The sequence below is a fragment of the Syntrophomonas wolfei subsp. methylbutyratica genome (genome assembly GCF_001570625.1).
Classification (GTDB): domain Bacteria; phylum Bacillota; class Syntrophomonadia; order Syntrophomonadales; family Syntrophomonadaceae; genus Syntrophomonas; species Syntrophomonas methylbutyratica.
On the sequence record NZ_BBQT01000021.1, the window covers coordinates 41,831 to 65,373 of the forward strand.

The 23,543-nt window shown below is 38.3% G+C and carries 23 protein-coding genes; 22 read left to right on the forward strand and 1 reads right to left on the reverse strand.

The genetic code is table 11. From position 1 onward, the window contains the following. The 20 genes from asnB (at position 1) to AWB54_RS12945 (ending at position 22,177) form a co-directional block, all read left to right on the forward strand. Positions 1 to 1,881 carry an asparagine synthase (glutamine-hydrolyzing) gene (gene asnB, locus AWB54_RS12855; RefSeq protein ID WP_061215004.1) on the forward strand — a complete coding sequence of 627 codons (1,881 nt, stop codon included), beginning with the start codon at positions 1 to 3 and terminating at the stop codon, positions 1,879 to 1,881. Beyond that, a complete protein-coding gene (locus tag AWB54_RS12860; protein ID WP_061215005.1) occupies positions 1,882 to 2,775 on the forward strand; it encodes a glycosyltransferase family 2 protein in 894 nt (297 codons plus the stop codon). Continuing rightward, positions 2,772 to 3,626, forward strand: a complete 855-nt coding sequence (locus AWB54_RS12865; protein ID WP_061215006.1) for a polysaccharide deacetylase family protein — start codon at positions 2,772 to 2,774, stop codon at positions 3,624 to 3,626. Before AWB54_RS12860 ends, AWB54_RS12865 begins: the two co-directional genes overlap by 4 nt. 68 nt (positions 3,627 to 3,694) lie before the next feature. Beyond that, on the forward strand, positions 3,695 to 4,468 hold the full coding sequence (locus tag AWB54_RS12870; protein WP_061215007.1) for a class I SAM-dependent methyltransferase: 774 nt from the start codon (positions 3,695 to 3,697) through the stop codon (positions 4,466 to 4,468). Positions 4,469 to 4,534: 66 nt separating this feature from the next. Next, the gene (locus AWB54_RS12875; protein WP_061215008.1) at positions 4,535 to 6,646 is read left to right on the forward strand and encodes a GNAT family N-acetyltransferase; all 2,112 of its coding nucleotides are present in this window, start codon (positions 4,535 to 4,537) and stop codon (positions 6,644 to 6,646) included. A gap of 110 nt (positions 6,647 to 6,756) precedes the next feature. Further along, a complete protein-coding gene (locus AWB54_RS12880) occupies positions 6,757 to 7,932 on the forward strand; it encodes a hypothetical protein (RefSeq protein ID WP_153014738.1) in 1,176 nt (391 codons plus the stop codon). Positions 7,933 to 8,072: 140 nt separating this feature from the next. Then, positions 8,073 to 9,023: an NAD-dependent epimerase/dehydratase family protein gene (locus tag AWB54_RS12885; RefSeq protein WP_061215010.1), complete on the forward strand. Its 951-nt coding sequence runs from the start codon at positions 8,073 to 8,075 to the stop codon at positions 9,021 to 9,023. Position 9,024: 1 nt separating this feature from the next. After that, positions 9,025 to 10,143 (forward strand): glycosyltransferase, encoded by a 1,119-nt coding sequence (locus tag AWB54_RS12890; RefSeq protein WP_061215011.1) that lies wholly within the window; start codon positions 9,025 to 9,027, stop codon positions 10,141 to 10,143. A 61-nt stretch (positions 10,144 to 10,204) separates the two neighbouring features. After that, entirely contained in the window at positions 10,205 to 11,218 is a 1,014-nt protein-coding gene (locus AWB54_RS12895; protein ID WP_061215012.1) for a nucleoside-diphosphate sugar epimerase/dehydratase, read from the forward strand. A 37-nt stretch (positions 11,219 to 11,255) separates the two neighbouring features. Further along, complete coding sequence (locus tag AWB54_RS12900; RefSeq protein WP_082736216.1) at positions 11,256 to 12,173, forward strand: dTDP-4-dehydrorhamnose reductase family protein; 918 nt, start codon at positions 11,256 to 11,258, stop codon at positions 12,171 to 12,173. Next, positions 12,173 to 13,300, forward strand: a complete 1,128-nt coding sequence (wecB, locus tag AWB54_RS12905) for a non-hydrolyzing UDP-N-acetylglucosamine 2-epimerase (protein WP_061215013.1) — start codon at positions 12,173 to 12,175, stop codon at positions 13,298 to 13,300. Before AWB54_RS12900 ends, wecB begins: the two co-directional genes overlap by 1 nt. Before the next feature lie 17 nt (positions 13,301 to 13,317). Further along, complete coding sequence (locus AWB54_RS12910) at positions 13,318 to 14,223, forward strand: NAD-dependent epimerase/dehydratase family protein (RefSeq protein WP_061215014.1); 906 nt, start codon at positions 13,318 to 13,320, stop codon at positions 14,221 to 14,223. Beyond that, a complete protein-coding gene (locus AWB54_RS12915; protein ID WP_061215015.1) occupies positions 14,220 to 15,428 on the forward strand; it encodes a glycosyltransferase family 4 protein in 1,209 nt (402 codons plus the stop codon). Before AWB54_RS12910 ends, AWB54_RS12915 begins: the two co-directional genes overlap by 4 nt. Before the next feature lie 53 nt (positions 15,429 to 15,481). After that, positions 15,482 to 16,612 carry an MraY family glycosyltransferase gene (locus AWB54_RS12920; protein WP_061215016.1) on the forward strand — a complete coding sequence of 377 codons (1,131 nt, stop codon included), beginning with the start codon at positions 15,482 to 15,484 and terminating at the stop codon, positions 16,610 to 16,612. A 204-nt stretch (positions 16,613 to 16,816) separates the two neighbouring features. Then, on the forward strand, positions 16,817 to 19,213 hold the full coding sequence (locus AWB54_RS12925; protein WP_061215017.1) for a TIR domain-containing protein: 2,397 nt from the start codon (positions 16,817 to 16,819) through the stop codon (positions 19,211 to 19,213). 546 nt (positions 19,214 to 19,759) lie between these two features. Beyond that, positions 19,760 to 20,056 (forward strand): hypothetical protein, encoded by a 297-nt coding sequence (locus AWB54_RS12930; RefSeq protein ID WP_061215018.1) that lies wholly within the window; start codon positions 19,760 to 19,762, stop codon positions 20,054 to 20,056. Then, positions 20,043 to 20,588, forward strand: coding sequence for a hypothetical protein (locus tag AWB54_RS12935; protein ID WP_061215019.1), 546 nt, complete (start codon positions 20,043 to 20,045; stop codon positions 20,586 to 20,588). Before AWB54_RS12930 ends, AWB54_RS12935 begins: the two co-directional genes overlap by 14 nt. An 80-nt stretch (positions 20,589 to 20,668) precedes the next feature. Further along, positions 20,669 to 20,788, forward strand: coding sequence for an FAD-dependent oxidoreductase (locus AWB54_RS15465; protein WP_082736217.1), 120 nt, complete (start codon positions 20,669 to 20,671; stop codon positions 20,786 to 20,788). Positions 20,789 to 20,844: 56 nt separating this feature from the next. Next, complete coding sequence (locus AWB54_RS12940; protein ID WP_061215020.1) at positions 20,845 to 21,882, forward strand: hypothetical protein; 1,038 nt, start codon at positions 20,845 to 20,847, stop codon at positions 21,880 to 21,882. Between the two features lie 4 nt (positions 21,883 to 21,886). Then, positions 21,887 to 22,177 (forward strand): hypothetical protein, encoded by a 291-nt coding sequence (locus AWB54_RS12945; protein WP_061215021.1) that lies wholly within the window; start codon positions 21,887 to 21,889, stop codon positions 22,175 to 22,177. A 134-nt stretch (positions 22,178 to 22,311) separates the two neighbouring features. Here AWB54_RS12945 and AWB54_RS16790 read toward each other — a convergent pair whose 3' ends face one another. Then, entirely contained in the window at positions 22,312 to 22,530 is a 219-nt protein-coding gene (locus AWB54_RS16790; protein ID WP_160328959.1) for an ImmA/IrrE family metallo-endopeptidase, read from the reverse strand. A 297-nt stretch (positions 22,531 to 22,827) separates the two neighbouring features. Between AWB54_RS16790 and AWB54_RS12955 the strand changes: the two genes are divergently transcribed. After that, positions 22,828 to 23,208 (forward strand): YdcF family protein, encoded by a 381-nt coding sequence (locus tag AWB54_RS12955; RefSeq protein ID WP_061215023.1) that lies wholly within the window; start codon positions 22,828 to 22,830, stop codon positions 23,206 to 23,208. Between the two features lie 55 nt (positions 23,209 to 23,263). Beyond that, positions 23,264 to 23,422 (forward strand): hypothetical protein, encoded by a 159-nt coding sequence (locus AWB54_RS12960; protein ID WP_174520070.1) that lies wholly within the window; start codon positions 23,264 to 23,266, stop codon positions 23,420 to 23,422. The last annotated feature ends 121 nt before the right edge of the window (positions 23,423 to 23,543 follow it).

Genomic DNA, 23,543 nt, shown 5'->3' on the forward strand with positions numbered 1-23,543 from the left:
ATGTGTGGTTTTTTAGGGAATTATCATGGAGATAATGGTACCAATATTCCACTAAGATCACTTTTACATAAAGTTTTCCGTAGTTCTGATTGTGAATCATTCTATTTTGATAAAGAGGGGCGACTTGAGTTAGCTTATGTAAGCTCCTCTCTTATAGATATTAAGTCTGAAAAACAGCCTATATTAAACGAAACAAACGATATAGTTACAGTCTGTAGCGGAGCGATTTATAATTATATTGAGCTTACTAAGCTACTTAAGCAAAAAAATCATAAATTTAAGTCTGAAGAACAACCGGAGATAATTCCCCACCTATATGAAGAATATGGGAAGGGTTTTCTGGATTATCTAAATGGAATGTATGCCTTAGCATTATGGGATGAAAAAAATGGACGGCTTATTCTTGCTCGTGATCGCCTGGGTATTAAATCGATGTACTATTCCATAAGCAACGGAAATGTTAGATTTGCCACTGAAATTAAACCGTTACTTCGATTCCCGGATATTTCTCTGGAAATTGACGTAATAGGACTTACGCAATATTTGTCCTATGGTTATACACTGGCACCGAGAACTGTGCTTAAAAATATACATAAGCTTCCGGCAGGGTGCTGGATGGCTATTGAAAATGGTACTATTACCAATGGAACCTACTGGGATTGTAATAATCCTGGGGAGCGGAAAACTGCATTTAAGGAGATTCAGACTGAATTACTAGAAGCATTTGATGCATCCATACAATTACATTTGAGAAGCGATGTTCCTGTCGGAGCTTGTTTATCTGGAGGCATCGATTCAGGATTGCTTGTAGCAAGGGCTTCATATTATTACCCTCACTTGAGGACATATACGCTAAGATTCACAGGTAGTCAATTTGATGAAAGTCCACTTGCTGAGCAGGTGGCCAGGAAATATGATACGAAACATAAAACATTTTCTGTTGATTCGGATGCTTTGATTAGTCTTCTGCCAAAAATGGTATGGTATTGCGATGAACCATTGGCTGATTCAGGATTATTACCCAATTTTATAATTAATCAGCTTGCGGCTGAGGATGGCGTAGGAGTAGTCTTGAATGGTGCCGGTGGGGATGAATTATTTGCGGGTTATACTTATTATTTTCCTAGTTCAATCGAAAAAAAGCTCTTGCAATTTCCATTGATGACCAAAGTATTATCCAACATATTTAAATTGCTTAACCCTGAAATTGCTAATAAATTAAACCGGGCTGTAGCATTCGAAACTAATCAAATAGAACATTATCTTGGGCATATAACGGTAATGTCAAAGGAAAAAATAAATAAAATTATAAAAGGTATTGATTTAGAACAGGAATTACATGAAACGCGAAAAGCCTATGCAGAAAATTTTAGGGGAGATAGATTGAATTCCCTTCTATATGCCGATCTTAAGACTTACCTGACGGATAACTTAATGTTATTGCTTGATCGGACAAGTATGGCGCATTCTATTGAAGCAAGGGGACCTTTTTTGGATTACTTGTTTGTAGAAAAAGTTATGGCAGTGCCAGGGAGTATTAAGACACCCGGCGGGGAACGCAAAGCGTTACTTAAAGAAATATCCCGTCCTTTCTTACCGATGGCCGTGATTGAACAATCAAAGAGAGGTTTTAATTCACCGATCCAACAATGGATTAGAGGAAGATTAGGAGATTTAAGTGATAGAATCCTTCTTAGTAAAAGAACACTGCAACGACCATGGTGGAATGGCGATTATTTGAAAAAAATTGTTATGAACCCCAAGGCGAGAACGTTATATTTTCACCAATTGTATACAATTTTTATGTTGGAGATCTGGTTTCGCATACACATGGATAACAGTTTACCTGAACCGCCAGATGTTTGGCTAGAGGATTTATAAATGAAAGATACGAGTATTTCTGTGGTAATTCCTGTTTATAATCTTGAACACTATATTGGGACAACAATTGATAGTGTTTTAAATCAAACAGTTCTACCTGATGAAGTTATCATTGTAGATGATGGTTCAACAGATAATTCAATTAGTGTCATAGAGGAATATATTAACAAGAACCCTGATAACTTTATCCGATTAGTTCGTCAAAAAAATTCCGGTCCAGGGGCTGCTCGAAATCGAGGAATCGAAGTAGCTCAAAGCGAGTGGATTGCGTTTTTAGATGGAGATGATATTTGGTTACCGGAAAAAATCAACATGATACGCAAGGCTATTTCGCAATATCCTGATATTAGTATATTTACCCATGATGAATATGAAGTGGATATAGCGGGGAATGAGAAACTGAAACTTCTCCATAAATACTACGACAACCGAAAAGCACTTTTTCAACAGTTATATCGTGGATGTTTTTTATCTACTAGTTGCATGGTTGTTAAGAAAAGTGCTCTTATGGATGTTGGGGGCTTTAATATCAATCTTCCCTCTGCTCAGGATTATGATTTATGGCTTAAGCTTGCCAGGAATAATCATTTAGTTTTTATTCCAATTCCACTTGAGAAATACATATTACGAGCTGATAGTATTAGTTTTAATGCTGAAAAGAGATATAAATGTTCACTTGAAATCGCATATTTTCATTCTGAACATCTCGCTCAGATAGTAGGAGGTACTAAAGCACGATGGCAACTCTTGCGGCAAGTATTTATTTGTCATTATAATGCTATTACGACATTATTAAACCAACGTAAATATGTAGAGATGCTGGAAATATGTATAAGGTTACCGATAGAAATATTTAAGGTTATGCTAAAAAAACTCAAAAAGGAAAACATATGAGAATTCGTAATACACTAGGTGCTTTCACTTCTTTATTAAGAAGTGTCAATATAATATCAAAGATTAATAAGAATTCTGTCAGAATAATAATATATCATAACATATTACCGGAACATTTTAGTATACTGGAGAAGCAGTTACGGTATTTAAAGTTATATTATAATTTCTTAAATGATAGAAAATTCCGTGAAATAATGGACGGGCAGAGTCAAACATCAACTAGAAATAATTTACTATTAACTTTTGATGATGGTTTTAAGTCGAACTTTACTGTTGCTAAGAAAATTTTGGATACGTTGGGTATCAAGGCAATATTTTTTATTCCACCAGATTTTATCAATTGCATAGAGCGAAACCAACAGAAGGAATTTATTGCCCGGAATATATATGATGGAATTGTTTCGGTTGATACAGTATCCGATGATGAGGAACCCATGAGTTGGGGAGATTTGGAATATCTATTGGAGCATGGACATACTATTGGCTCCCATACCCGGACCCATAAAAGACTATCTGAAATTAAGGATACTGCTGAACTCGAAGATGAGATTGCTGGGGCAGGAGATATTTTGCAAAAAACCCTGGGCATATCTATTGAGCATTTTGCTTATCCTTTTGGGGATATAAACAGTATTAACTCTCAGGCCCTGGCTATAGCTGGAAAACGCTATCGATATATTTTTTCGGGGGTAAGGGGTTTTAACAATACTTATGTTAGTCCTAGAGCAATTAGGCGTGATGTTATTTCCTTGGATGACTTGTTATCGTATAACCATTTTATTTTGGAAGGTGGGCTCGATCTCTACTACTATTATGACCGCAAACTACTGAATTCTATGATTAGAGACTAATATGAGAGGCAATTAATGTAAGGCTTAGGCAATAGATATAATCTGTGGTGAGAGGGAAGAAAGATTTTATGGGGGATAACAACAAAGATTGGCTTTTGCCAGAAAAAATGTTGGGGAATCAAAAAACAATTCAAACCAGGATGTCGGCGGGCGAGATTTCAGAGGAGCTTGGTAAAAATGATTTTGGTGCTTATTATGCTCTTTTAAATGATTTACCGGTTGCACAGAGATGGATAGAACAGCATAACATGACGGATTTACTAGCGAAAGCATATATTAAAAATTTTCATAATGAGTTTAAAAGGGCTCAGAGTATCTTGGATGTGGGTTGTGGAGCCGGTTTTATTACTAAATGTATTAAAGAAGCATATCCCTTAGTATATGTTGTGGGTGTGGATTTGGCTGAAGATGCTATTAAATATGCTAACAAAAGTTTTTCGAATGTAGTGTTTATTCAGCAAGCTATAGATTGTAATTTTAATATGAAGGATACTTTTGACATAATTCACACCAGAGAATTTTACCCCTTTTCAAGAACTAATGATTACGAGTATATTTGCGGAATATTAACTGCCCTGTTGAGAAACCTGAATACCCCCGGAGAATTGCTTATAGTTGGTAGCACAGCACCTGAGCATTTAAATTACAGTATATTTGGCTTTGTGGATAGAATTAGAAGAGATTCCAGATTTAATAATTGCAAAATACAGCAAAGAAGAATCATCAAAACAAAGGTAGTCCACTTATTAGGAAGTAATCCTGTAGCCGGGTTAATCAGTATGTGCCTTGACCATCTGCAAGGGAGTCATGCAGGATGCCTTTTATTTGAGAAAAAGTTTTGAATGCGTATAATTAAATACGCAGCGGATTAATATCCGAAGATAAAACCAAAGGAATAGATTTTTATTATGATAACAACTGCTCCTTTACCTGAAGTAAAAATACTAATCCGTGCTTTAAATAGATTTAATATCCAGGACCAAGATCTGGCTAAACCATGGGCTAGAAAGGGAGATATTGCATTCTGGTTTTCTCGTTCAGCCTGGGCAATGAAGGCAATTGTTTTATGGTGGGAAATGTACCATAAAACAATTGCGCCTTTAGTTTGGTTGCCGGATTATTTTTGTAATGAATCGTTGTGGCCATTGAGGCATTCATCAGCAAAATTAGTTTTTTACCCGATTGATTCCAATCTGATGCCCGATTGGGATAAATGCCATGAATTAGCCCAATTAAGCCGGCCCGACATTTTTTTTCAGGTCCATTATTTTGGCTATCCTTCCGAAGCACGTCAAGCTCGATTATTCTGCAATGAGAACAATTCCATTCTGGTAGAAGATTCTGCTCATGTGTTACTTCCAATAAGGGGAATTGGAGAATTTGGGGATTTTGTTTTTTATAGTCCTCATAAATTGCTTTCAATACCAGATGGAGCGGTATTGCTCCTTCGTACCACAAGCAATTTTTTTAGCAAGAGTAACTTGGATAAGAATTTACAGATTATGCAAAAGGTTATTGAACAATTAGGCGATACATCTCCTTCTCCCTGGTGGTGGCTTACCAAGCGTCTTATTCAGAAGCTGCCATTTTATAATTGGTTTAGACTTCGCCCCAATAAAGTTGAATTTTTAGAAGATTCAGTTTCTAGTGCTTATATTGCAAAAAGCAAAATGAGTAAGTTTAGTCGCAGAATTCTGTTGCAAATAGCAAGTCAATTACCAGAAATAATACAGAAACGGCAAGAAAATGATGCAATCACAAAGCTATTGCTTGGACAAAAATATGGATTGGAACCTCTAAAAATGCCTACTGAAAAAGCAACACCCTATCTTACAGTTTTTCAATTGTCTGATGCACGAACATCGGCAGAAATGTTTAGAAAAATTATTAAAAATGGTCATAATGTGACAAGTTGGCCGGACATAGCTCCAGAGGTAATGAGCAAGCCTGCTGAACACGAAAAAGCTATATACAAGAGACAGACAACATTAACCTTTCCGATTCACCAATCCATAAAGCCAATTCACCTTATAAAAGAATACTCCATCTCTAGTAATGAAAAACCTGTATGCGCTGAGCAATACAACATTATTTGGGATGAGTGTAATCAATCTAAATGGGAAAATAGTCTTATGGCAGTTGGTAAATCCAACTTGCTACAATCTTGGGCCTATGGTGAAGCAAAGGCAGAAGTCGAAGGTTGGAAGGTTCATCGGGGAATGATTCAGAAATCTGGTTCAAATATTGCTATGTGTCAAGCATTGGTGAAAAGTTTACCATTCGTTGAGATAATTCGCATAAATCGTGGACCGTTATGGTTACGTAATCCTGAAGCCAGCGAAGAAATAAGTATGGTTCTTAAATTAATTATTGGGCAGCACCGATGGAATAAAAAGAAGGTATTATTAATTGCTCCTGAACTAAATGACCAGGCTGGGAACCTGGTAAGTTTGTTTAATGCCAGATATCATAAATATGGTAAAGAATGCTGGTGTTCGGCTTGGTTGGATTTGCAAAAAACAGAAGGTGAATTAAGGCGTGGATTAAATGGAAAGTGGCGTAATATGGTAAGCTTTGCTGAAAGGGCCGGACTTGTTTTTAAAATAAGCCATACTGATGAAGACTTTTTTGGGTTAATGGATAAATACCAACAGCAGATGTTGGAAAGAAATTTTAAAGGAATTTCCATTAATCTATTAATTGCTTTAAGAAAGCAAGGTGATTCTCGACAACTCCTGGTAATGCAAGCAATTTATAATGAAACGCCAGTGGCAGGTTTAATAATTGCCAAACATGGACTTGCTTGTACCTATTTAGTAGGCTGGAATAGTACTGAAGGACGTCAACAGAAGGCTAATAATTTTTTGCTTTGGAATTCTTTGCTGGAAATGAAGAGTCGCGGATGCCTGTGGTTTGATCTTGGCGGTATAGATGAAGTTAATACCCCTGATATAGCCCGGTTTAAACGAGGTTTAAATGGACAGGAGTATAGATTGGTCGGTGAATATTTTTGCATATAAACACCAAGAAAGTTTTCGCTTTATTTTTATGGATATTTATTCTACAGTTTTCTATTCTTCTAATCCATTCAGTTTTTGGGGATAGATTAATAAAGGTAATATCTTTTGTTATGCTGGTTATATTAGGAAGGTATTATAGAGTAGTAGGCAAAGAAACCAGAATCCTAATTTTATATTTGCTGTTGTTTACGATAACTTGTTTGTCTAGTTTAATATTTGACCCGTTAGGCGTAGTTCAGACCATTAAAGTTTTCTGGCCATGTGTTATTCTACCATTAATATTGTTAAAAATGCGACCCAATGAAACTAATATTAATTTGTTATTAAAAATTCCGTTGACCTTGGGAGTTATTTTTTCACTTCAATCAATTGCCCTTTTCATTGTGATATTTTTTGATTTACCGTTGGAACCACATTATATATTTCTCGAAAAATTACAGAATATGCCTGAACTTAGCTATGGCATTTTAGGTTATGCCAATGCCTACCAATATGGATTCGATGGAAGTCGTATATTAAGAGCACAATCTTGGTTTATAGAACCGTCCAAATTTGCAGCCTTTTTACTATTCCCGGTATTGGTTTCTTTTGGATATTACTTGCGTACGCGAAGAAGGAAGTATTTGCGAATATTTTTAGTGTGTATTATCGGATTTCTTATTACTTTTTCTATGGCCGGATTCTTTGGCTTAATTTTTGCTATTCTTTTTATTATTTTAATGCGTCTATTTAAAAAATCAATTAATTCAAACATACTGATAAGGTATTTTGTCCCAGTTATTGTTTGTGGTTTGTTTTTTGTAGTAGCAGTATCAGTGCTAAATTATTCCAATCAGCTTTACGAAAATACTATTGGAAGTCAATCTAGGATTGAAAAGGTATTAAGTAGGGACCCTGGATCACAAAAAATACTTCGAGATGCATCAAACTTGAATATCACCGTTGATACAATTAAACAGAATCCCTTTGGGGTTGGTCTTGCCCATACTTTGGGAGAATCTAAGCTAACTAGTCCTAATGCATTAGTTTATTGGGTTGCGGCAGGTGGAGTCGCGGCGTTTTGTATATTAATATTGTTATATTTATCGTTGTATTATTTCTATTTATCTCCGTTATTAACATCAAATAATTCAGTATATTGGTCTGTAGCTGCGGCATTTATTGGAATGACAGTTCAAGGATTATCGTATGGAACCTGGATGGATCCGTTCTATATGTATGTTCTGGCAGTAATGATTTTATGCAACAATCTTTGGAAAAATCAAAAACGAATTAAAATAGATTAAAATCAAGGGTGGCCAAAATTATCTTTAAACCGTGACCGAGGTTGCATTTTTATTACATCCTCAAAATCCATTTTTTTAAGAGTCACATTTAACTACAGTAGGGATGATATTGGAAATAATTATTTCGGGTGGTAATAGTGGTGAATAAAATTATTGCGATTGCCTGTGTAACAGGTGCAACGGGCATGGTAGGTTCAAAAATAGTTCAACACTTACTTGCTCACGGATATCAGGTAAGGGTATTAACACGGAAAACCAATTATCATGATTCTAAGGTTACTGTATTTCGAGGTGGGCTTGAAGATGAAGAAGTCCTGAAAAGGTTTTTGAAAGATGCCAATCTCCTGTTCCATTGTGCAGCTGAAATCCATGATGAATCTAAAATGTGGGCAACCAATGTTAAGGGAACTGAGAATTTGCTAAATTGTACTAGAGACAATAATATTCAATATTTATGTTATATAAGCACTTGTGTAGTTGTTGGGAAAACCGATCAAATCAAAGTTACTGAAAATACTCCTTGTAATCCACAAGATATATATGAAAAGAGCAAATGTACTGCTGAGCAAATGGTAGCCCAAGGTATAGATGGATGTCGTGTTATTATTCTGCGTCCGACAGAAATATTTGATGAGAGCAGACCAGGTGCTATCGAGTTGCCTATGCGTAATTCATGGATGGATCGAATCAAATTATTTATTAAGGGTGGAGAATGCATTCATTTAATTCATGCAGACAATGTTGCAGCAGCTGCAATATATTTTATTTCTTATCCATTTGAGAAAACTCAATGCTATTTTGTCTCATGTGATGAAGACCCCCTAAATACACTCGCAGGTCTTTGGGCATTTTATGATACCATAAAAAATGGCCGTAATAGTGAAAACATAATACCCAAGAGGCATTTACCCATAATAATTCCACATCTGCTAAGACAAATCTGGCGTGGAAAAGGGAATAAAGGGAATGTGAAATATTCCTCTGAAAAGCTTCTCTCCACAGGTTTTGTTTTTCCTCTTGGCTTAGATAGTGCTATAAAAAAGGTGATATTAGAAAAGGGGGCTAAAAATTATAAAAATACTGAATGTTAATATGTCCCTTGATTCTATTAGAGGGGGGGGGACTGTTGAGAGAACCATTCAAATGAGTAAATCTCTAGCTAAGGCAGGTCATGAATGTACTATTTTAACAACTGACGTCGGTTTTAAGAATGAACAGGTTGATAACCTGCCCGGGATAAATATTGTTGTTTTTCCAGCTATGCTTGACCGGTTTTATGTACCCAAATTGTCATGTGCGTCATATACTCAACTCAAGAAGTTAGTACAAGAAGTTGATGTTATCCATTTCATGGGGCATTGGATTTTCCTTAATGTGTTAGTTTTTCATTTGGCCCAACGATTTAATAAACCTTATGTTGTTTGTCCTGCCGGGGAATTGGCTATATATGGACGTTCTGTTTTAATTAAAAAAATATTCAATTTGCTTATCGGTAAGAAAATTATTAGGAATGCCAGCGGACATGTGGCTATAGCTGATAATGAAATACCCCGGTTTAATGAATATGGAATTGAAACAAAAAGAATTACCGTTATTCCCAATGGAATCGCTGTTGAAGATTTACAATTCCGTGACGATTATGGTTTTAGAAATAAGTATGGTATTGGGAATGCCCCATTCATATTATTTGTAGGGCGATTGAACCACATTAAAGGACCTGATTTGCTTTTAATTGCTTTTAATAATATTAAGAAAAAGAATGATTACCATGTAGTATTTGTTGGTCCTGATGGAGGTATGCTTACTGAGTTAAAGAATATGGCTGCCAAGTTTGAGATTGAGGATCGAGTACACTTTATTGGCTATTTGGGTGGGGAAGAGAAATCATATGCTTATTATGCATCTGACCTGTTAGTGATACCTTCGAGACAGGAAGCCATGTCAATAGTAGTACTTGAGGCGGGATGTACTGGGACGCCAGTTGTAATAACCAACCAGTGTGGCTTTGATGAGATAGAAAGTATAGGAGGCGGGCTTGTAGTTCCGGCTACGGTTGAAGGACTACAAGCGGGAATTGAAAGTATTTTAGAAGATCGTGTTAAGTTAGGTCTTATGGGCTGTAAACTGAAAGATTTTGTATATAAGGAGTTCCTTTGGAGTTCTGTAGTGAATAAATACATTGAACTATATAATCGTATTTTGGAAGGTTAAATTATTTCTTATTTTATAATTGTAAAGGCTGGGTTAGATAACATCCAGGGAGGATTTGTTTATGTTTAAAGGCAAAACCTTACTCATTACCGGTGGGACAGGTACTTTTGGTAATGCAGTATTAAAGAGATTTCTTGATACCGATATTAAGGAAATCCGTATCTTCAGCCGGGATGAGAAGAAACAATATGATATGCGAACCCAGTTAATGAATGACAAGATAAAGTTTTACATCGGCGATGTTCGTAATTATGAGAGCATAGAGTCTGCGCTGTATGGCGTGGATTATGTATTTCATGCGGCAGCCTTAAAGCAGGTTCCTTCCTGTGAGTTTTATCCCATGGAAGCGGTACGGACTAATATATTAGGTACTGAAAATGTGCTTAATGCGGCGATTAAAAACCGGGTGAAGAACATGATTGTGCTCAGCACTGACAAAGCAGTTTACCCCATAAATGCGATGGGAATTTCAAAAGCCATGATGGAGAAGGTAATGGTGGCTAAGGCCCGGACTATGGATGAAAAGGGAACTGTATTTTGCGGGACACGTTATGGTAATGTGATGGCCTCCAGGGGGTCGGTTATCCCTTTGTTTGTTGAACAAATTAAGAGTGGACAGGCCCTAACTGTAACTGATCCTAATATGACCAGGTTTCTAATGTCTATAGAGGATGCCGTGGAATTGGTACTCTATGCTTATGAGCATGGCTCTCAGGGGGATATTTTTGTACAGAAGGCTCCGGCTGCTACTATCGGAGATTTGGCGTTGGCAGTTAAAGAACTGTTTAATGCTGACAACGATATTAAGATAATTGGCACCCGGCATGGGGAAAAGCTATATGAAACCCTGCTGACCCGTGAAGAAATGGTACGGGCCGAGGATTTGGGCGGGTATTACCGGGTACCGGCCGATAATCGAGATTTGAACTATAATAGATATTTTGTTGAAGGTCAGGAACAGTTGTCCTATCAGGAGGATTATCATTCACATAATACCAGACGCCTAAATGTATCGGAAATTAAAGAAATGTTGTTAACACTTGATTATATTAAACAACAGCTGGGAAGCAGATGAAATGTGTAGGAAACACATATCAGGGGAGGAAAAATTAATGAAAACTAGAGTTCTTATTTTAGGTGGAACCGGTATGTTGGGGCATACTCTGTTTTCACAGTTAATGTTAGAATCTAATCTGGATGTTTACGCAACTGCTAGAAGTTCCGAAGGTTTGAAGGAATGGTTCCCCGTTGATATGGTTAGTAAAATTCGTACTGGTGTTGATGCTGACAATTTCGATACTGTAATAAGGGCATTGGCGTCAATTCAACCTGATGTAGTCATTAACTGTATCGGTCTCATTAAACAGTTGCCCATCTCCAGTGATCCTTTATCTGCTATAACAGTAAATTCTCTTCTCCCCCATAGAATCTCTTTGGTATGCCGGACTGCCGGGGCCAGATTGATACATATCAGTACTGATTGTGTTTTCAATGGCAGCAAGGGTAACTATACCGAGCAGGATCCCTCAGATGCCCAGGATTTATACGGTCGTTCCAAGTTTTTAGGAGAGGTTTCGTATCCCCATTGTGTTACCATGCGGACTTCTATAATAGGCCATGAACTGAAGGGAAAGCTTGGTTTGATTGAATGGTTTTTAGCCCAGAAAAGCTCAATATGTGGTTTTACCAAGGCTATTTATTCTGGTTTTCCCACAGTTGAACTGGCTCGTATTATCCGTGAGGTAGTTTTACCCAATAAAGAATTGTCCGGGGTCTATCATGTTTCATCTGAACCGATATCGAAGTATGATTTATTAAATCTGGTAGCAGCAAAATATGGTAAGATAGTGAAGATTGAACCTTTCCCAGATTTTGTCCAGGATCGTTCCCTGAATTCAGATTATTTTCGACAGGTTACAGGCTATAAGCCACCTTCATGGGAAGAACTGATTAATGGGATGTACAGTGATTTTTGTAGAAGATATAAAGGAACTTCGCTTAATCCAATTAGTAACGAAAGGATTATGTAATGAAATTTAAGGTGATGACTATTGTCGGAACCCGACCTGAAATAATTAAACTCAGCCGGGTAATTCCACAGCTAGAACTATATACTGAGCATGTACTGGTACATACCGGACAGAATTATGATTTTGAGCTTAATGAAGTGTTTTTTGAGGAAATGGAAATCAAGAAACCGGATTATTTTTTAAATGCTGTAGGGAATAGTGTAGCTGATACGATTGCCAATGTTATTGCCAAGTCTGATCTTGTTATGGCAAAGGAAAAACCGGATGCGGTTCTATTTTACGGTGATACTAACAGTTGTCTGGCAGTTATATCTGCTAAACGCCGGAAAATTCCTATTTTTCATATGGAGGCAGGAAACCGTTGTTTTGATCAGCGTGTGCCCGAAGAAATTAATCGTAAAATTGTAGATCATTTAAGTGATATTAATATGACCTTGACGGAACATGCCCGCCGATATTTATTGCAGGAAGGTATTGCTGCTGAAACAGTTATAAAAACTGGTTCCACCATGAAAGAAGTTTTACAATATTATATGCCAAAGATTCAAGAGTCTACAGTGCTGGAACGCTTGGGTCTAAAACGAGGGAAATATATCTTGGTGAGCGCTCATAGGGAGGAAAATATAGATTCCGATAAGAACTTTAAACAACTGGTTTTAACATTAAATTCTTTAGCTCAAACGTATAAATATCCTGTTATTGTATCCACTCATCCGAGAACCAGGAAGCGAATCGAAGAACAACCGGAGTTGCTTTTCGATGAGATGATTCATTTTCTTAAACCATTAGGTTTCTTTGATTATGTTAATCTACAGGTGAATGCATTTTGTGTTGTTTCTGATAGTGGAACAATAACTGAAGAATCATCAATTCTGGGTTTCCCGGCAGTTACCATTAGAGAAGCTCATGAACGTCCTGAAGGAATGGATGAGGGAACGCTGATTATGTGCGGTTTGAAGGAGAGCAATGTAATTAATGCAATTGCTGTTGTCACCGCTCAATTTAAGGCCCATCCCCAAGGAATTCAGATTGTTAAAGATTATGATGCTGATAATATTTCCCAAAAAGTAGTGCGGATTATTCTCAGTTATATTGATTATATTAATCGGACGGTATGGTATAAATAACGCCAAGGGAGCTTTAAATGCTTTATGTTACGGGTATAACCGGGCATTCTGGTCGCTGGTTTGTCAAAAGATTAGTTAGTGAAGGCTATAAAGGCAAGATAAGGTGTATAGTTCTTCCGGAAAGTGATACTGATTTTTTAAATGAAAGCGGTCTGGATATTGATATAGTAATCGGAGACCTTAATGATCGGAAATTTTTAACATATACTATGGTCGGGTGCAGCACTGTATTACATATTGCATCTATCGATTTTTCCAGGAATGTGGTTAAGGCTGCATTAGATAATAATGTAGATTGGGCGATACTGGTTCATACCACGGGCAGGTATTCAAAATATAAGAGTGCTTCAGCAGAGTATATAGAAATTGAAGAATATGTTTTAAAATTCCGGAATCGTATGGGGATTACGGTATTAAGGCCTACCATGATATATGGTTCCTCCCGGGATCGAAATATGTATAAACTTATTACCTTTCTACATAAGATTAAGTTTTTCCCCATGTTTGGTAAAGGTGAAAACTTGATGCAACCTGTTCATGCCCGGGATCTGGGTAATGCGTATTATGATGTTATAGTAAATCGGAGTACTACATTTAATAAAGGATATAACTTGCCTGGGAAAAGGCCTATGACATATATGGCACTGGTCCGTACTGTTTCTGATACTTTAGGAAGAAAAAACATAATCATAAAGATTCCATTGTGGTTTTCAATATTGGCTGCCAAGATTTACAATGCTCTTGTTAAAAATGCCATTATATCAGTTGAACAGGTGCTGCGGATGCAGGAAGATAAGGCCTTTGACTATGAAGATGCAATACGTGATTTTGCTTATTCACCGGTATCATTTGAGGATGGGATTGTTGAAGAAGTAAATGAATATCTGGCTAAACATAATTCCCTAAGGACAAAACAGCAATGAAATTATTAGTTGTCTGCCAATACTTTTATCCTGAGCAATTCAAAGTAAACGATATATGTTTTGAATTGGTGAAGCTGGGTTACGATGTTACTGTTTTAACCGGCCTTCCTAATTATCCATATGGAGTTATTCCTAAGGACTATCGATGGTTTAAAAGGCGCTACGAGGATATTAATGGAGTCCGGGTTATTAGAAGCTGCTTAATTGGACGCGGCCAGGGGCAGATAAGACTTGCCTTAAACTATGTTAGTTTTGCGGTATCTTCTTCCATTACGGCTTTATTTATGAAAAAAGATTTTGATCTGGTTTTAGTTTACCAATTATCACCAATAACTATGGCTTTACCGGCTTTGTTACTTAAGAAGCTTACTGGCAAACCCTTATTGTTGTACTGCCAGGATTTGTGGCCGGAAAGTATAGTCGCTGCTGGTTTAAAAACAGAAGGTTTCATATACACAACTTTGTTGGGACTCAGTCGTTATATATATAAACGGGCTGATAAATTAGCTATTAGTTCGAAACTGTTTGAAAAGTATTTCAAAGAGGTCATTGGAATCAACGGTGATATTCAGTATTTACCTGTTTATGCGGAGAGCCTGTTTGAAAATATCGAAGCAGGAGGAACTAAGGGCAATGTTATTAATTTGGTTTTTGCCGGAAACATCGGTGAGATGCAGAGTGTTGAGACTATAATTAAGGCAGCTAACGAGTTAAAGAACTTGGATAAAATTATATGGCATATTGTCGGGGATGGATCGGACCGAATAAATTGCGAAGAATTAGCCACAAAATGTGGCTTAAATAATGTAATATTTTATGGCCAACGACCTATTGAGGAAATGCCTGATTTTTATTCTATGGCCGATGCATTTTTGGTAACGTTAAAAGCAAATAAAGAGATATCATATACCCTGCCTAATAAAGTGCAATCCTATATGGCAACTGGGAAACCTATTATCGGTGCAATTGATGGGGAAACACGTCTAGTTATTGAAGAAGCAGGCTGTGGCCTTTGTTGTAAGGCTGAGGATCATATTGCACTGGCTGGACTTGTCCGGGGTTTTGCTTTTAATACCGAAAATCATAGTATCATGGGTAAAAATGCCCGCAAGTATTATCGAGAAACTTTTGATAAAAAGATTTTTATGAAAAGTTTAATTGAGTTTCTAACGATAGAAAACAGGGTTTCAGATTACTTGAGATAGTCAGAATTTCATTAGTGTTAAAGTTAATGAAATGAGTTGAGGGGGAGGGCGATTTGACCAGAGTTATATTGGGCTTGATTTTGGTTGTGCTGGCTTCATATTTCCTTACGGCTCTGGTCCGTTTCTATACGATAAAAAAAAACATACTAGACATTCCCAATGAACGTAGCTCACATTCGATAGTTACTCCCCGGGGGGGAGGACTGGCGGTAGTAGCTACTTTTATTTTTGCACTGGTATTTATAGCTGCCTTCGGGATAGTCTCAGTAAATGTAGCGGCAGCATTGGGCGGGGGCGGTCTTATGATTGCTGCCATTGGCTGGATAGATGATAAGAACAGTGTTAGCCCTCGCTTAAGATTAGCAGTGCATTTCCTGGCGGCTACATGGGCTTTGTACTGCTTGGGTGGATTTACCCGGATGGATATAGGGTTTACTACGATTCAGCTGGGCTGGATAGGGAGTGTAATTGCTGCGGTTGGTATAGTCTGGTTAATTAATTTATATAATTTTATGGACGGAATAGATGGTATAGCGGGGACTGAGGCTATAAGTGTGGCGCTCGGTGCCGGCGTTTTACTTTTCTGGACCGGTTCTGCAGGGTTAGCCTGGGTTTGTATAATTTTAGCTCTGGCGGTTGGTGGCTTTTTGGTCTGGAACTGGCCTCCGGCCCGGATATTTATGGGTGATGTAGGGAGTGGATTTCTAGGCTATATTTTTGCAGTGCTGGCTATTATATCGGAAAAAAGTTCTTCCATCCCTCTTATTGTATGGTTAATGCTTTTAGGGGTTTTTATTACCGATGCAACTATCACCCTTTTTAGAAGGATGGCACGGGGTGAGAAGCTATCCCAGCCGCACAGGACCCATGTTTATCAACTGGCTGTTCAGGCAGGATATTCACATAAACAGGTGACTCTGGTGCTTTTGTTTATTAATATTTTGCTGGGTATGGCAGCAATAGCTGCTGTTCAATACCGGGGATACTTGTTATGGATTGCTTTGGGCACTTTCATTTTACTAACCATGATGCATTTTCTGCTGGCACATAGGTTTAGCTCTAAACTAATTGCTGATTATGAAGCGGGAATGCCGGTACTTGACAGCCTAGATTTTGCCAGCGGTCAAAAGGAAGCGGCTGCTGTATCGGATAATTATTCCGGGGACAGGCACCGGACTTATTGAATATGTGCTGTCGCCTGGGGGAACTCGCGAGAGGATGCCAGGCGGGTAGTAATGGAATACGTGAAGTTGGCAAACTTTTCTTTGATGGATGGTTACGTAACCCTTTAACGGAGCCGGAGAAGAAGGTAAAAACGAATATTGTGCTATGGGGAAGTGAGCAAGGTGTAAAGTAGGGAGAAATGGGGTTACAGGGGGTGGCCAAGGATGGAATACCAGGTGTTTATTAGTTATTCGAGATATAATAGAGCTGTTGCGGATAAAATTATTGAAGAACTGGAATCTGCAGGTATTAGGTGTTGGATGGCACCGCGGGATATAGCTCCAAGCAGACAATATGCTGAGGAAATAGTAAAGGCTTTGGAAGAATGCACTGTATTTGTACTGGTTCTATCGCCTCGCTCAGATTCTTCTTGGCATGTGCAGCGGGAATTGGATCGAGCTATTGGTGAAAAGCTGGTTATTATTCCATTTTTAATAGAGGATTTCACTTTTTCAAAAGCTATGAACTATTATGTATGTACCTGCCAGTACTTATATGCTACTATTCCGCCTCTCGACCCCCATATATTAAAGCTCAGGAATTTGGTTTGTTCCATTTTAAACGAAGGTACACAGATGCAGGTTGCAGTGGATGCATCTTACCTTGTTGCCGCCGATATTGCATCGCCCCGTGAACTTATTAATCATGAAATCCAATCACTTTTGTATGATTATTTCGATAGACCGAATTGGGAAGAACAATTGCGAAGCTCAATTAAGCAGTACAGAAAAGTCTTCATATATGGAGCAGCCGGGGTTGGAAAGACTACTCTGGCAGCACGAATGGCGGAACAGTTAAAAGGGGGATTCTTTTCCTGCTCTGCAGCATATCGGGGACGGCTAGAAGCTATTGCTGTACTTCGGGCTTATTATGATTTTTACCAGCCTTTTGGTTATGAATTGCCGTTATTACCATCTCATGTTGAGATTGAGGATATTTATAATGTTTTATCTCTATTATCGAACGCAAAATTTGATGGTTTGTTACCGCCTTTTTTTGTTGATGGCTTGGATGAACTACCTGCAGAGGAGTTTCGTAGACTGGTTGAGCTAATGGGGCGTTTTGCAAATCCCTGTATTCCTCTGGCCTTTTTCTCCCGCAGTAAGGCACATGCCAGGGTTTTGCATGAGTATTTTCACCCTTTGCACGAATTGCTTTTGGAACCCTTGAACCGTGATGAATTACAACAATGGTTGTGTAAAATTCGACCATCATTGAAACAGGTTTCAGATACCTTTATTGACCGGATGATGCAGTTCAGTGAAGGTAATTTCCTCTTTTTAAAAGGCTTGCCCAATAGTACAAATGAGGAAGATTATTTGCGTTTTATTGAACAAATTCCTTGCGGACTGGAAAGTGTATTTGAGAAATTGTTGAACCGCTTAGAAAGCGAAAATGATAATAGTATAAATGCCTTATGTTTAATGGCTTTGCTTCCGAGTGCTTGTTCCCGAGAATTGCTGCAGGTTTTCCTGGGGTTTCATGGTCGGCAGCAAATGCGATTATTGCTTGATACCTTGTCCCCGGTAATAAAGGAAGTTGAGAAAGGTCGGTACATATTATTTCATGCCTGGTTTAATGAGTTTATCCGAACGGCGCTGGCAAGAGAAATACGAATAGTAGCCAGGGAATTGTTTGCTAGAATGGATGATTGTTATGATCTTATTTATCCACTGCGTGATGTACCGTCTATTTTCATCGAATGTAAAGAGCGAGAGGGTCTATTACACTGGATGGAGTTAAGGATACAGGAATTAGAGAACTATGTTTTAGAAGAGATTGAGGGTAGTTCCGTCCGCTATGAAATGCTTGCGGCTATAACCAGAGGCTTTTTGCTATTGCACCAGGCAGACAAAAAAGTCTTTGTCAGGGCTGTTGGTATATTGGACCGGTTTATAGCTTGTAATTTTCAGGTGATGCTTGACTGGCGTCTGGGGGGACAGATTGAAGAGTGTTTAAAAACTTGTCTTAAAGTGTCCGGGGTAGAAGATTACCCACGGGTGGCTTTGTTATATGCTGCAGTTTTGTATAGTAGTGGTCAGTATGCTCAATCTCTGGAATTATTAAAATGGTTGAAGGAGTTATTTACTCCTGGTTCCCGGGATTCTTTGCGCTGTATTAATTATATTGGGTTAAACCGCGGTGCTTTAGCGGAGAATGATAAGGCAATTGATGCATATTCCCTTTTATTGGCGAGTAGCAGCCAGGATATCGGGAACATATGGACTGGCTATGCTTTGATGAATCGCGGTAAACTGTATATGAAGTTGGGAAATATGAAGGCCTGTCTATCTGATCTTAAAAAAGCAACTGAGGTGAGGGAACTTGTGGTAAATGATGAAGATTGTTTTCTTAATAACCGCTCGGATATAAGCAATACTATCCAAGCAGAACTTACCCTGGCCATGGGTTATGAAAATTTGGCCAAGGCTTATTTGGCCCTTGCAGGTGATGGGGATAATTTGGCTCGCAAAGAAGCGATGCGATATATTGAAAAACTAGCTCTTTATATGGATTCATTACTGGATGTTTACTGCGATCCAAAAAAGCCAGCAGTGTGATGTTTTAGAGCCACATTGTGCATGAAATAGAGCCATTATGTGCAACCATTAGAACCACTTTTATTAATATTTTGTTCTTTGAAAATTTCATGTGTTGTACCCTTTATAAACAAGCCCCACATCTGTAAAATGCGGGAGGGCAACGGCAAAGCGTATTTTACTTTGCCGTACAAGGTGCCCGGATCGAATAGATTCCCCGCTTTTGGGGGTTGTACCCCGCATTTCGCTTTCTTGAGTTCTGGAGGAACATTGCTCCACAATTGTTACAACTGATGTCTCCAAAGAGCAAGTTCGTGCCCTTAAAAACCCGGTTTTGATTCTTTAACTACCGTTGATTCCATGCCGTTCCCGCATGGACACCCGGCCATCGATTAAATGAGATTGATTTATTAGGTTGAGTTATAAAACTTTCGTAAAAAGCATGTACCATTTTGTGAAACGGTGCCCAACCTTTGCAATAATCAGAAATAATAACTATTATTGGCATGTAAATACATATGCTATCACGAACTCCAATTTAATTTAATATTTTGGAGGTGAGTGATAATGCGCGAAATTAGAGATCCGGTGCATGGATTTATTCATAGAAGTTCTGTAGAAGAAGAAATTATTGACACTCCGTTATTTCAACGGTTAAGGAAGATATTTGAAGAAGAATCGTTATTATTTCGTTCTATTAATGAGGCTGAAAAAGATGAGTTTCTTGAGGTTTATGCCCCAATTGTCTTTAAGGGTGATAAAGATAAGAAGATTCGGCTCCGCGAGTATTCGGAGCAGATTAAAGTTTTAATTGAGAATGTGATTAAAGATAGTGGTGAGGAGGGAAACAATGAAAGCATCTGAGGTTTTCTTGTTGATGTTGGGGGAAGCGGGAGGAACGATGCGGGGAAAAACATTGATCCAAAAAAAGGCCTACTTCTTAAATGTCTTATTAGACTTGGGGTTACCATATAACCCCCATTATTATGGACCGTATTCCCCGGAATTGGATAATTCAATTGGTAAATGTAAAGCTCTGGGGTTGGTAGAACAGAAAACAGTAGGTTTTGGAGTAGATGAGGAAACGGGTTTTGAAAAGAAGAGGTTTGATTATACGCTTACTGCCGATGGCCTGGAGGTCTTACGTGATTTGGAAAGGCGAAAACCTGATGAATACAGGAAAATTAAGGATTGTTTAGAAAAGCTCTCGCAGGCGGTGGATGAGGATTATGTTTCGCTTTCTATTGCGGCCAAGACTTATCATATACTCAAGGAAAATAATACAGCTATATGGCCTGATGAGATTGCTAATGAGGCCAAACAATTTGGCTGGGAAATATCCCAGGGTTCAATTGATAAGGCAATAGGCTTTTTATCGGAGATGGGAATGATTTAAACAAAATAAGTCTGGAAAATGTCCGGGGACAGGCCCCGGACATTTTCCTAAAGTTGTACTACTATTCAAAGGTGACTTTTATGCAGGAGAATTTTGATGCTATTATCCTGGGCGGTGGCATAAATGGCTGCGCCATAGCCCGGAAGCTATCCCGGGAGGGGAAACGGGTTTGTCTGTTGGAACGGGATACCATCGGTTAGTAAAACATATTATAATAGGGGTATCCGTAACTTTGCTTGGAAAGGAGGCAGACCCAGTGGAGGAGCGACGAATTTCTTTTAAAATTGATGGCGCTGCGGTCATTGATCAATCAATCTCCTTTAGATTACTTTCTAAATTACTTGACGGAATTCAGAATACATTTTTTTGTATTGGTTTAGCGTTAACAGAAAGGGAAGCGAAGAGCACTGGTCGCATTCCAAATTATATACAGCAAGCCTGTGAGTTGAGACGGGTTATTGAGAAGCCAGGTAGTTACGAGGTGGTGGCTGAGGTTGCCGATTTGTATCAAAATAATCTGTTTGATTTTGATCTGGGTAAGAAGACCCTGGATAGTTTTAATATATTAATTAATTCATTAAGTGAGAATGATGCTAACACCATTAGTACTACATTTCCAGATAGCATACATCGGCGTCGTATTCTGCGTTCAGTTGAAACATACTGCCCAAGGGTTGGAGATGAGTGGGAGATAGTTTTTAAAGATACTCTCAGGCAAAAAAGTAATATCCTGAACATAAATGTACGTGAACTTATTCAGCAAGCTGTGAGTCCGCCTGATATAGAAATGATGACGGTAACCGGAAAGTTGATGCGTTTACATTTGGATGAACATAAGATAGCAATTTATTACCAACCTACTGGACGAATATTGGATTGCTATTATGATATTGAGATAGAAGATTTTATTATTGGGAATTTAAAAGACTTAATTCAAGTTACTGGACATGTACAGTTGGATGCATCGGGACATCCAGAAAAGATAATTGATGCAAATTCGATAAGTGAATTGGATTTAAGTCCAGTTAAATATACTAAGTTGTCAAATAGCGAGGTGTCATTGGATTTGAAAAAACCTATTGTTGTTGACCCTGTTTTTGTGGGCGAAGAAATAATTCTCGAATTCCCTGATTTTAATATAATTGCCACTGGCAGTAGTCGAGAAGATGCGATAGCTGCTTTTGAAGAGGATTTCATTTGGCTGTGGCGTGAGTATGTTTTAGAAAATGATGAGCAGCTTAGCGGGGATGCAATAAAATTCAAAGAGCAATTGTGTTCTTGGGTGAAGGAGTGATGGTGTGGGAACAAGAAAGAAGGATTATGTTCAAAACGGGCTAAAACGTAAGGGGTTTAAGCTTTCAAATAATGACCATGCCAAATTTACATATATTACCCAGGAAGGGCTAAAAACCAGTATCTGGACTAAGACAAGCTTTGGAAGCAGTCATAAAGATATATCTGATGATAATTTAAGTAAAATGGCCAAACAATGCAGGCTTTCAAATAAAGAGTTTATGAGACTGGTAGATTGTTCTCTAACTAGAGAAATGTATGAGATTTTCCTGAAAGAAAATAGACATATTTTTTAGATAACACTGAAAACAAGGGAAAGTTCAGCCCAGGGGGAAGCAACCATGCCGGAGTTTATGGGGAGTTATGGGCAGGAAAAACATGAAGTTTTTAAGGGTGCTTTACAGGCAGCAGCGATGAAAGATAATAATTGCTAGTATCGGGCTGACGACTGGTATAAGATGGGTCGGCTATCATCTGTACTGATCAGCAGATGGGTAAATTCATGTATTAAGGAAAATATTTTAGCCCCTGCACTATCTTTATTGTTAATAAAAATCAGTGGGGCAAGTTCATCAAACAGTAAAAAAGCCCGAAATTCTCTAATGTCTAGTGGCCGGTGTGTATTATTAATAACAATACCATTCTTCATTACCAGGACTCCTACATCTTCTATCCTTGACTTTAAAAAATTAAATGCACTGTTATAGTCCGGGTGTTTATTATACCAGTCTATCGGTACATCTAAGATTTTTCTTATTTCCTTAACAACTTCATGAAGCTTATTAACACTACCCTCAAACATTCCTATAAACGGTAAAGGTTCGGCACCTATAGCAATTCGATATTCCCTCATATAAGTCCGGGCCAGGTCCTCGAACATATTGAGAGGTGGGAGGGTTTTTAAATAAAGGCTAAAAAGAAACTGGCTTTATTCATATGCATAATATTGCTGGCTCTGCTGGCAGTATTTTTTCGTTATGCTGGAGTGGGAATAGTAAGCAGTGATTCTCCGGAAAAGGCTGATGTGATTATTGTGCTCATGGGCAGCGGGCCGGATAGGATATTGGGGGCGGTGGATCTTTATGAGCAGGGCTATGCTCCTCGTATTATGATGGTGGAGAACTGGCAGCCGGGTTATGAATTGCTGGAGTCCCGTGGAGTGGAGCTGCCCCGGGATGCGGAATTGGCGGCTTCGGTGGGGGTTCAGCTGGGGGTGCCGGAGGAAGCTATTATCATATTGCCGGGGAATGCCCGCAGTACCCAGGATGAAGCTCTTATAATAACCCAATATCTTAAGGAGCAGCAAACGGGGGTAGATAAGGTATAATATCCAATTTTTGAAACAGGAATTTTTTACTGACGTTACTAGTGGGGATAAACATGTGGTGGATATACTGGTACAAACCAGATTAAAAGAAGAACCCGGCATTATTTTAGTCCATGTAGAGAGCCAGGCTAGTATCCAAAGAGATTTTGCTGAACGCATGTTTATCTATTTTAGCAGGTTATACCAGGAACACCGCTGCCGTATACTGCTGTAACCGCTAAGCTAAAATGGACAGAAAACAACAAATAAGAATGAACAGTATTTACCACAATCCTCCAAATCAGCTATGATAGAGCTGGAAATAAAACAGCTTTTATCGTAGCAGAGGAGGAAGA

Excerpts from the sequence above, each read along its gene's own strand:
- asnB (WP_061215004.1), top strand. The coding sequence starts at position 1 with ATGTGTGGTTTTTTAGGGAATTATCATGGAGATAATGGTACCAATATT.
- AWB54_RS12860 (WP_061215005.1), top strand. The coding sequence starts at position 1,882 with ATGAAAGATACGAGTATTTCTGTGGTAATTCCTGTTTATAATCTTGAA.
- AWB54_RS12865 (WP_061215006.1), top strand. The coding sequence starts at position 2,772 with ATGAGAATTCGTAATACACTAGGTGCTTTCACTTCTTTATTAAGAAGT.
- AWB54_RS12870 (WP_061215007.1), top strand. The coding sequence starts at position 3,695 with ATGGGGGATAACAACAAAGATTGGCTTTTGCCAGAAAAAATGTTGGGG.
- AWB54_RS12875 (WP_061215008.1), top strand. The coding sequence starts at position 4,535 with ATGATAACAACTGCTCCTTTACCTGAAGTAAAAATACTAATCCGTGCT.
- AWB54_RS12880 (WP_153014738.1), top strand. The coding sequence starts at position 6,757 with ATGCTGGTTATATTAGGAAGGTATTATAGAGTAGTAGGCAAAGAAACC.
- AWB54_RS12890 (WP_061215011.1), top strand. The coding sequence starts at position 9,025 with ATGTCCCTTGATTCTATTAGAGGGGGGGGGACTGTTGAGAGAACCATT.
- AWB54_RS12895 (WP_061215012.1), top strand. The coding sequence starts at position 10,205 with ATGTTTAAAGGCAAAACCTTACTCATTACCGGTGGGACAGGTACTTTT.
- AWB54_RS12900 (WP_082736216.1), top strand. The coding sequence starts at position 11,256 with ATGAAAACTAGAGTTCTTATTTTAGGTGGAACCGGTATGTTGGGGCAT.
- wecB (WP_061215013.1), top strand. The coding sequence starts at position 12,173 with ATGAAATTTAAGGTGATGACTATTGTCGGAACCCGACCTGAAATAATT.
- AWB54_RS12910 (WP_061215014.1), top strand. The coding sequence starts at position 13,318 with ATGCTTTATGTTACGGGTATAACCGGGCATTCTGGTCGCTGGTTTGTC.
- AWB54_RS12915 (WP_061215015.1), top strand. The coding sequence starts at position 14,220 with ATGAAATTATTAGTTGTCTGCCAATACTTTTATCCTGAGCAATTCAAA.
- AWB54_RS12925 (WP_061215017.1), top strand. The coding sequence starts at position 16,817 with ATGGAATACCAGGTGTTTATTAGTTATTCGAGATATAATAGAGCTGTT.
- AWB54_RS12930 (WP_061215018.1), top strand. The coding sequence starts at position 19,760 with ATGCGCGAAATTAGAGATCCGGTGCATGGATTTATTCATAGAAGTTCT.
- AWB54_RS12935 (WP_061215019.1), top strand. The coding sequence starts at position 20,043 with ATGAAAGCATCTGAGGTTTTCTTGTTGATGTTGGGGGAAGCGGGAGGA.
- AWB54_RS15465 (WP_082736217.1), top strand. The coding sequence starts at position 20,669 with ATGCAGGAGAATTTTGATGCTATTATCCTGGGCGGTGGCATAAATGGC.
- AWB54_RS16790 (WP_160328959.1), bottom strand. The coding sequence starts at position 22,530 with ATGAAGAATGGTATTGTTATTAATAATACACACCGGCCACTAGACATT.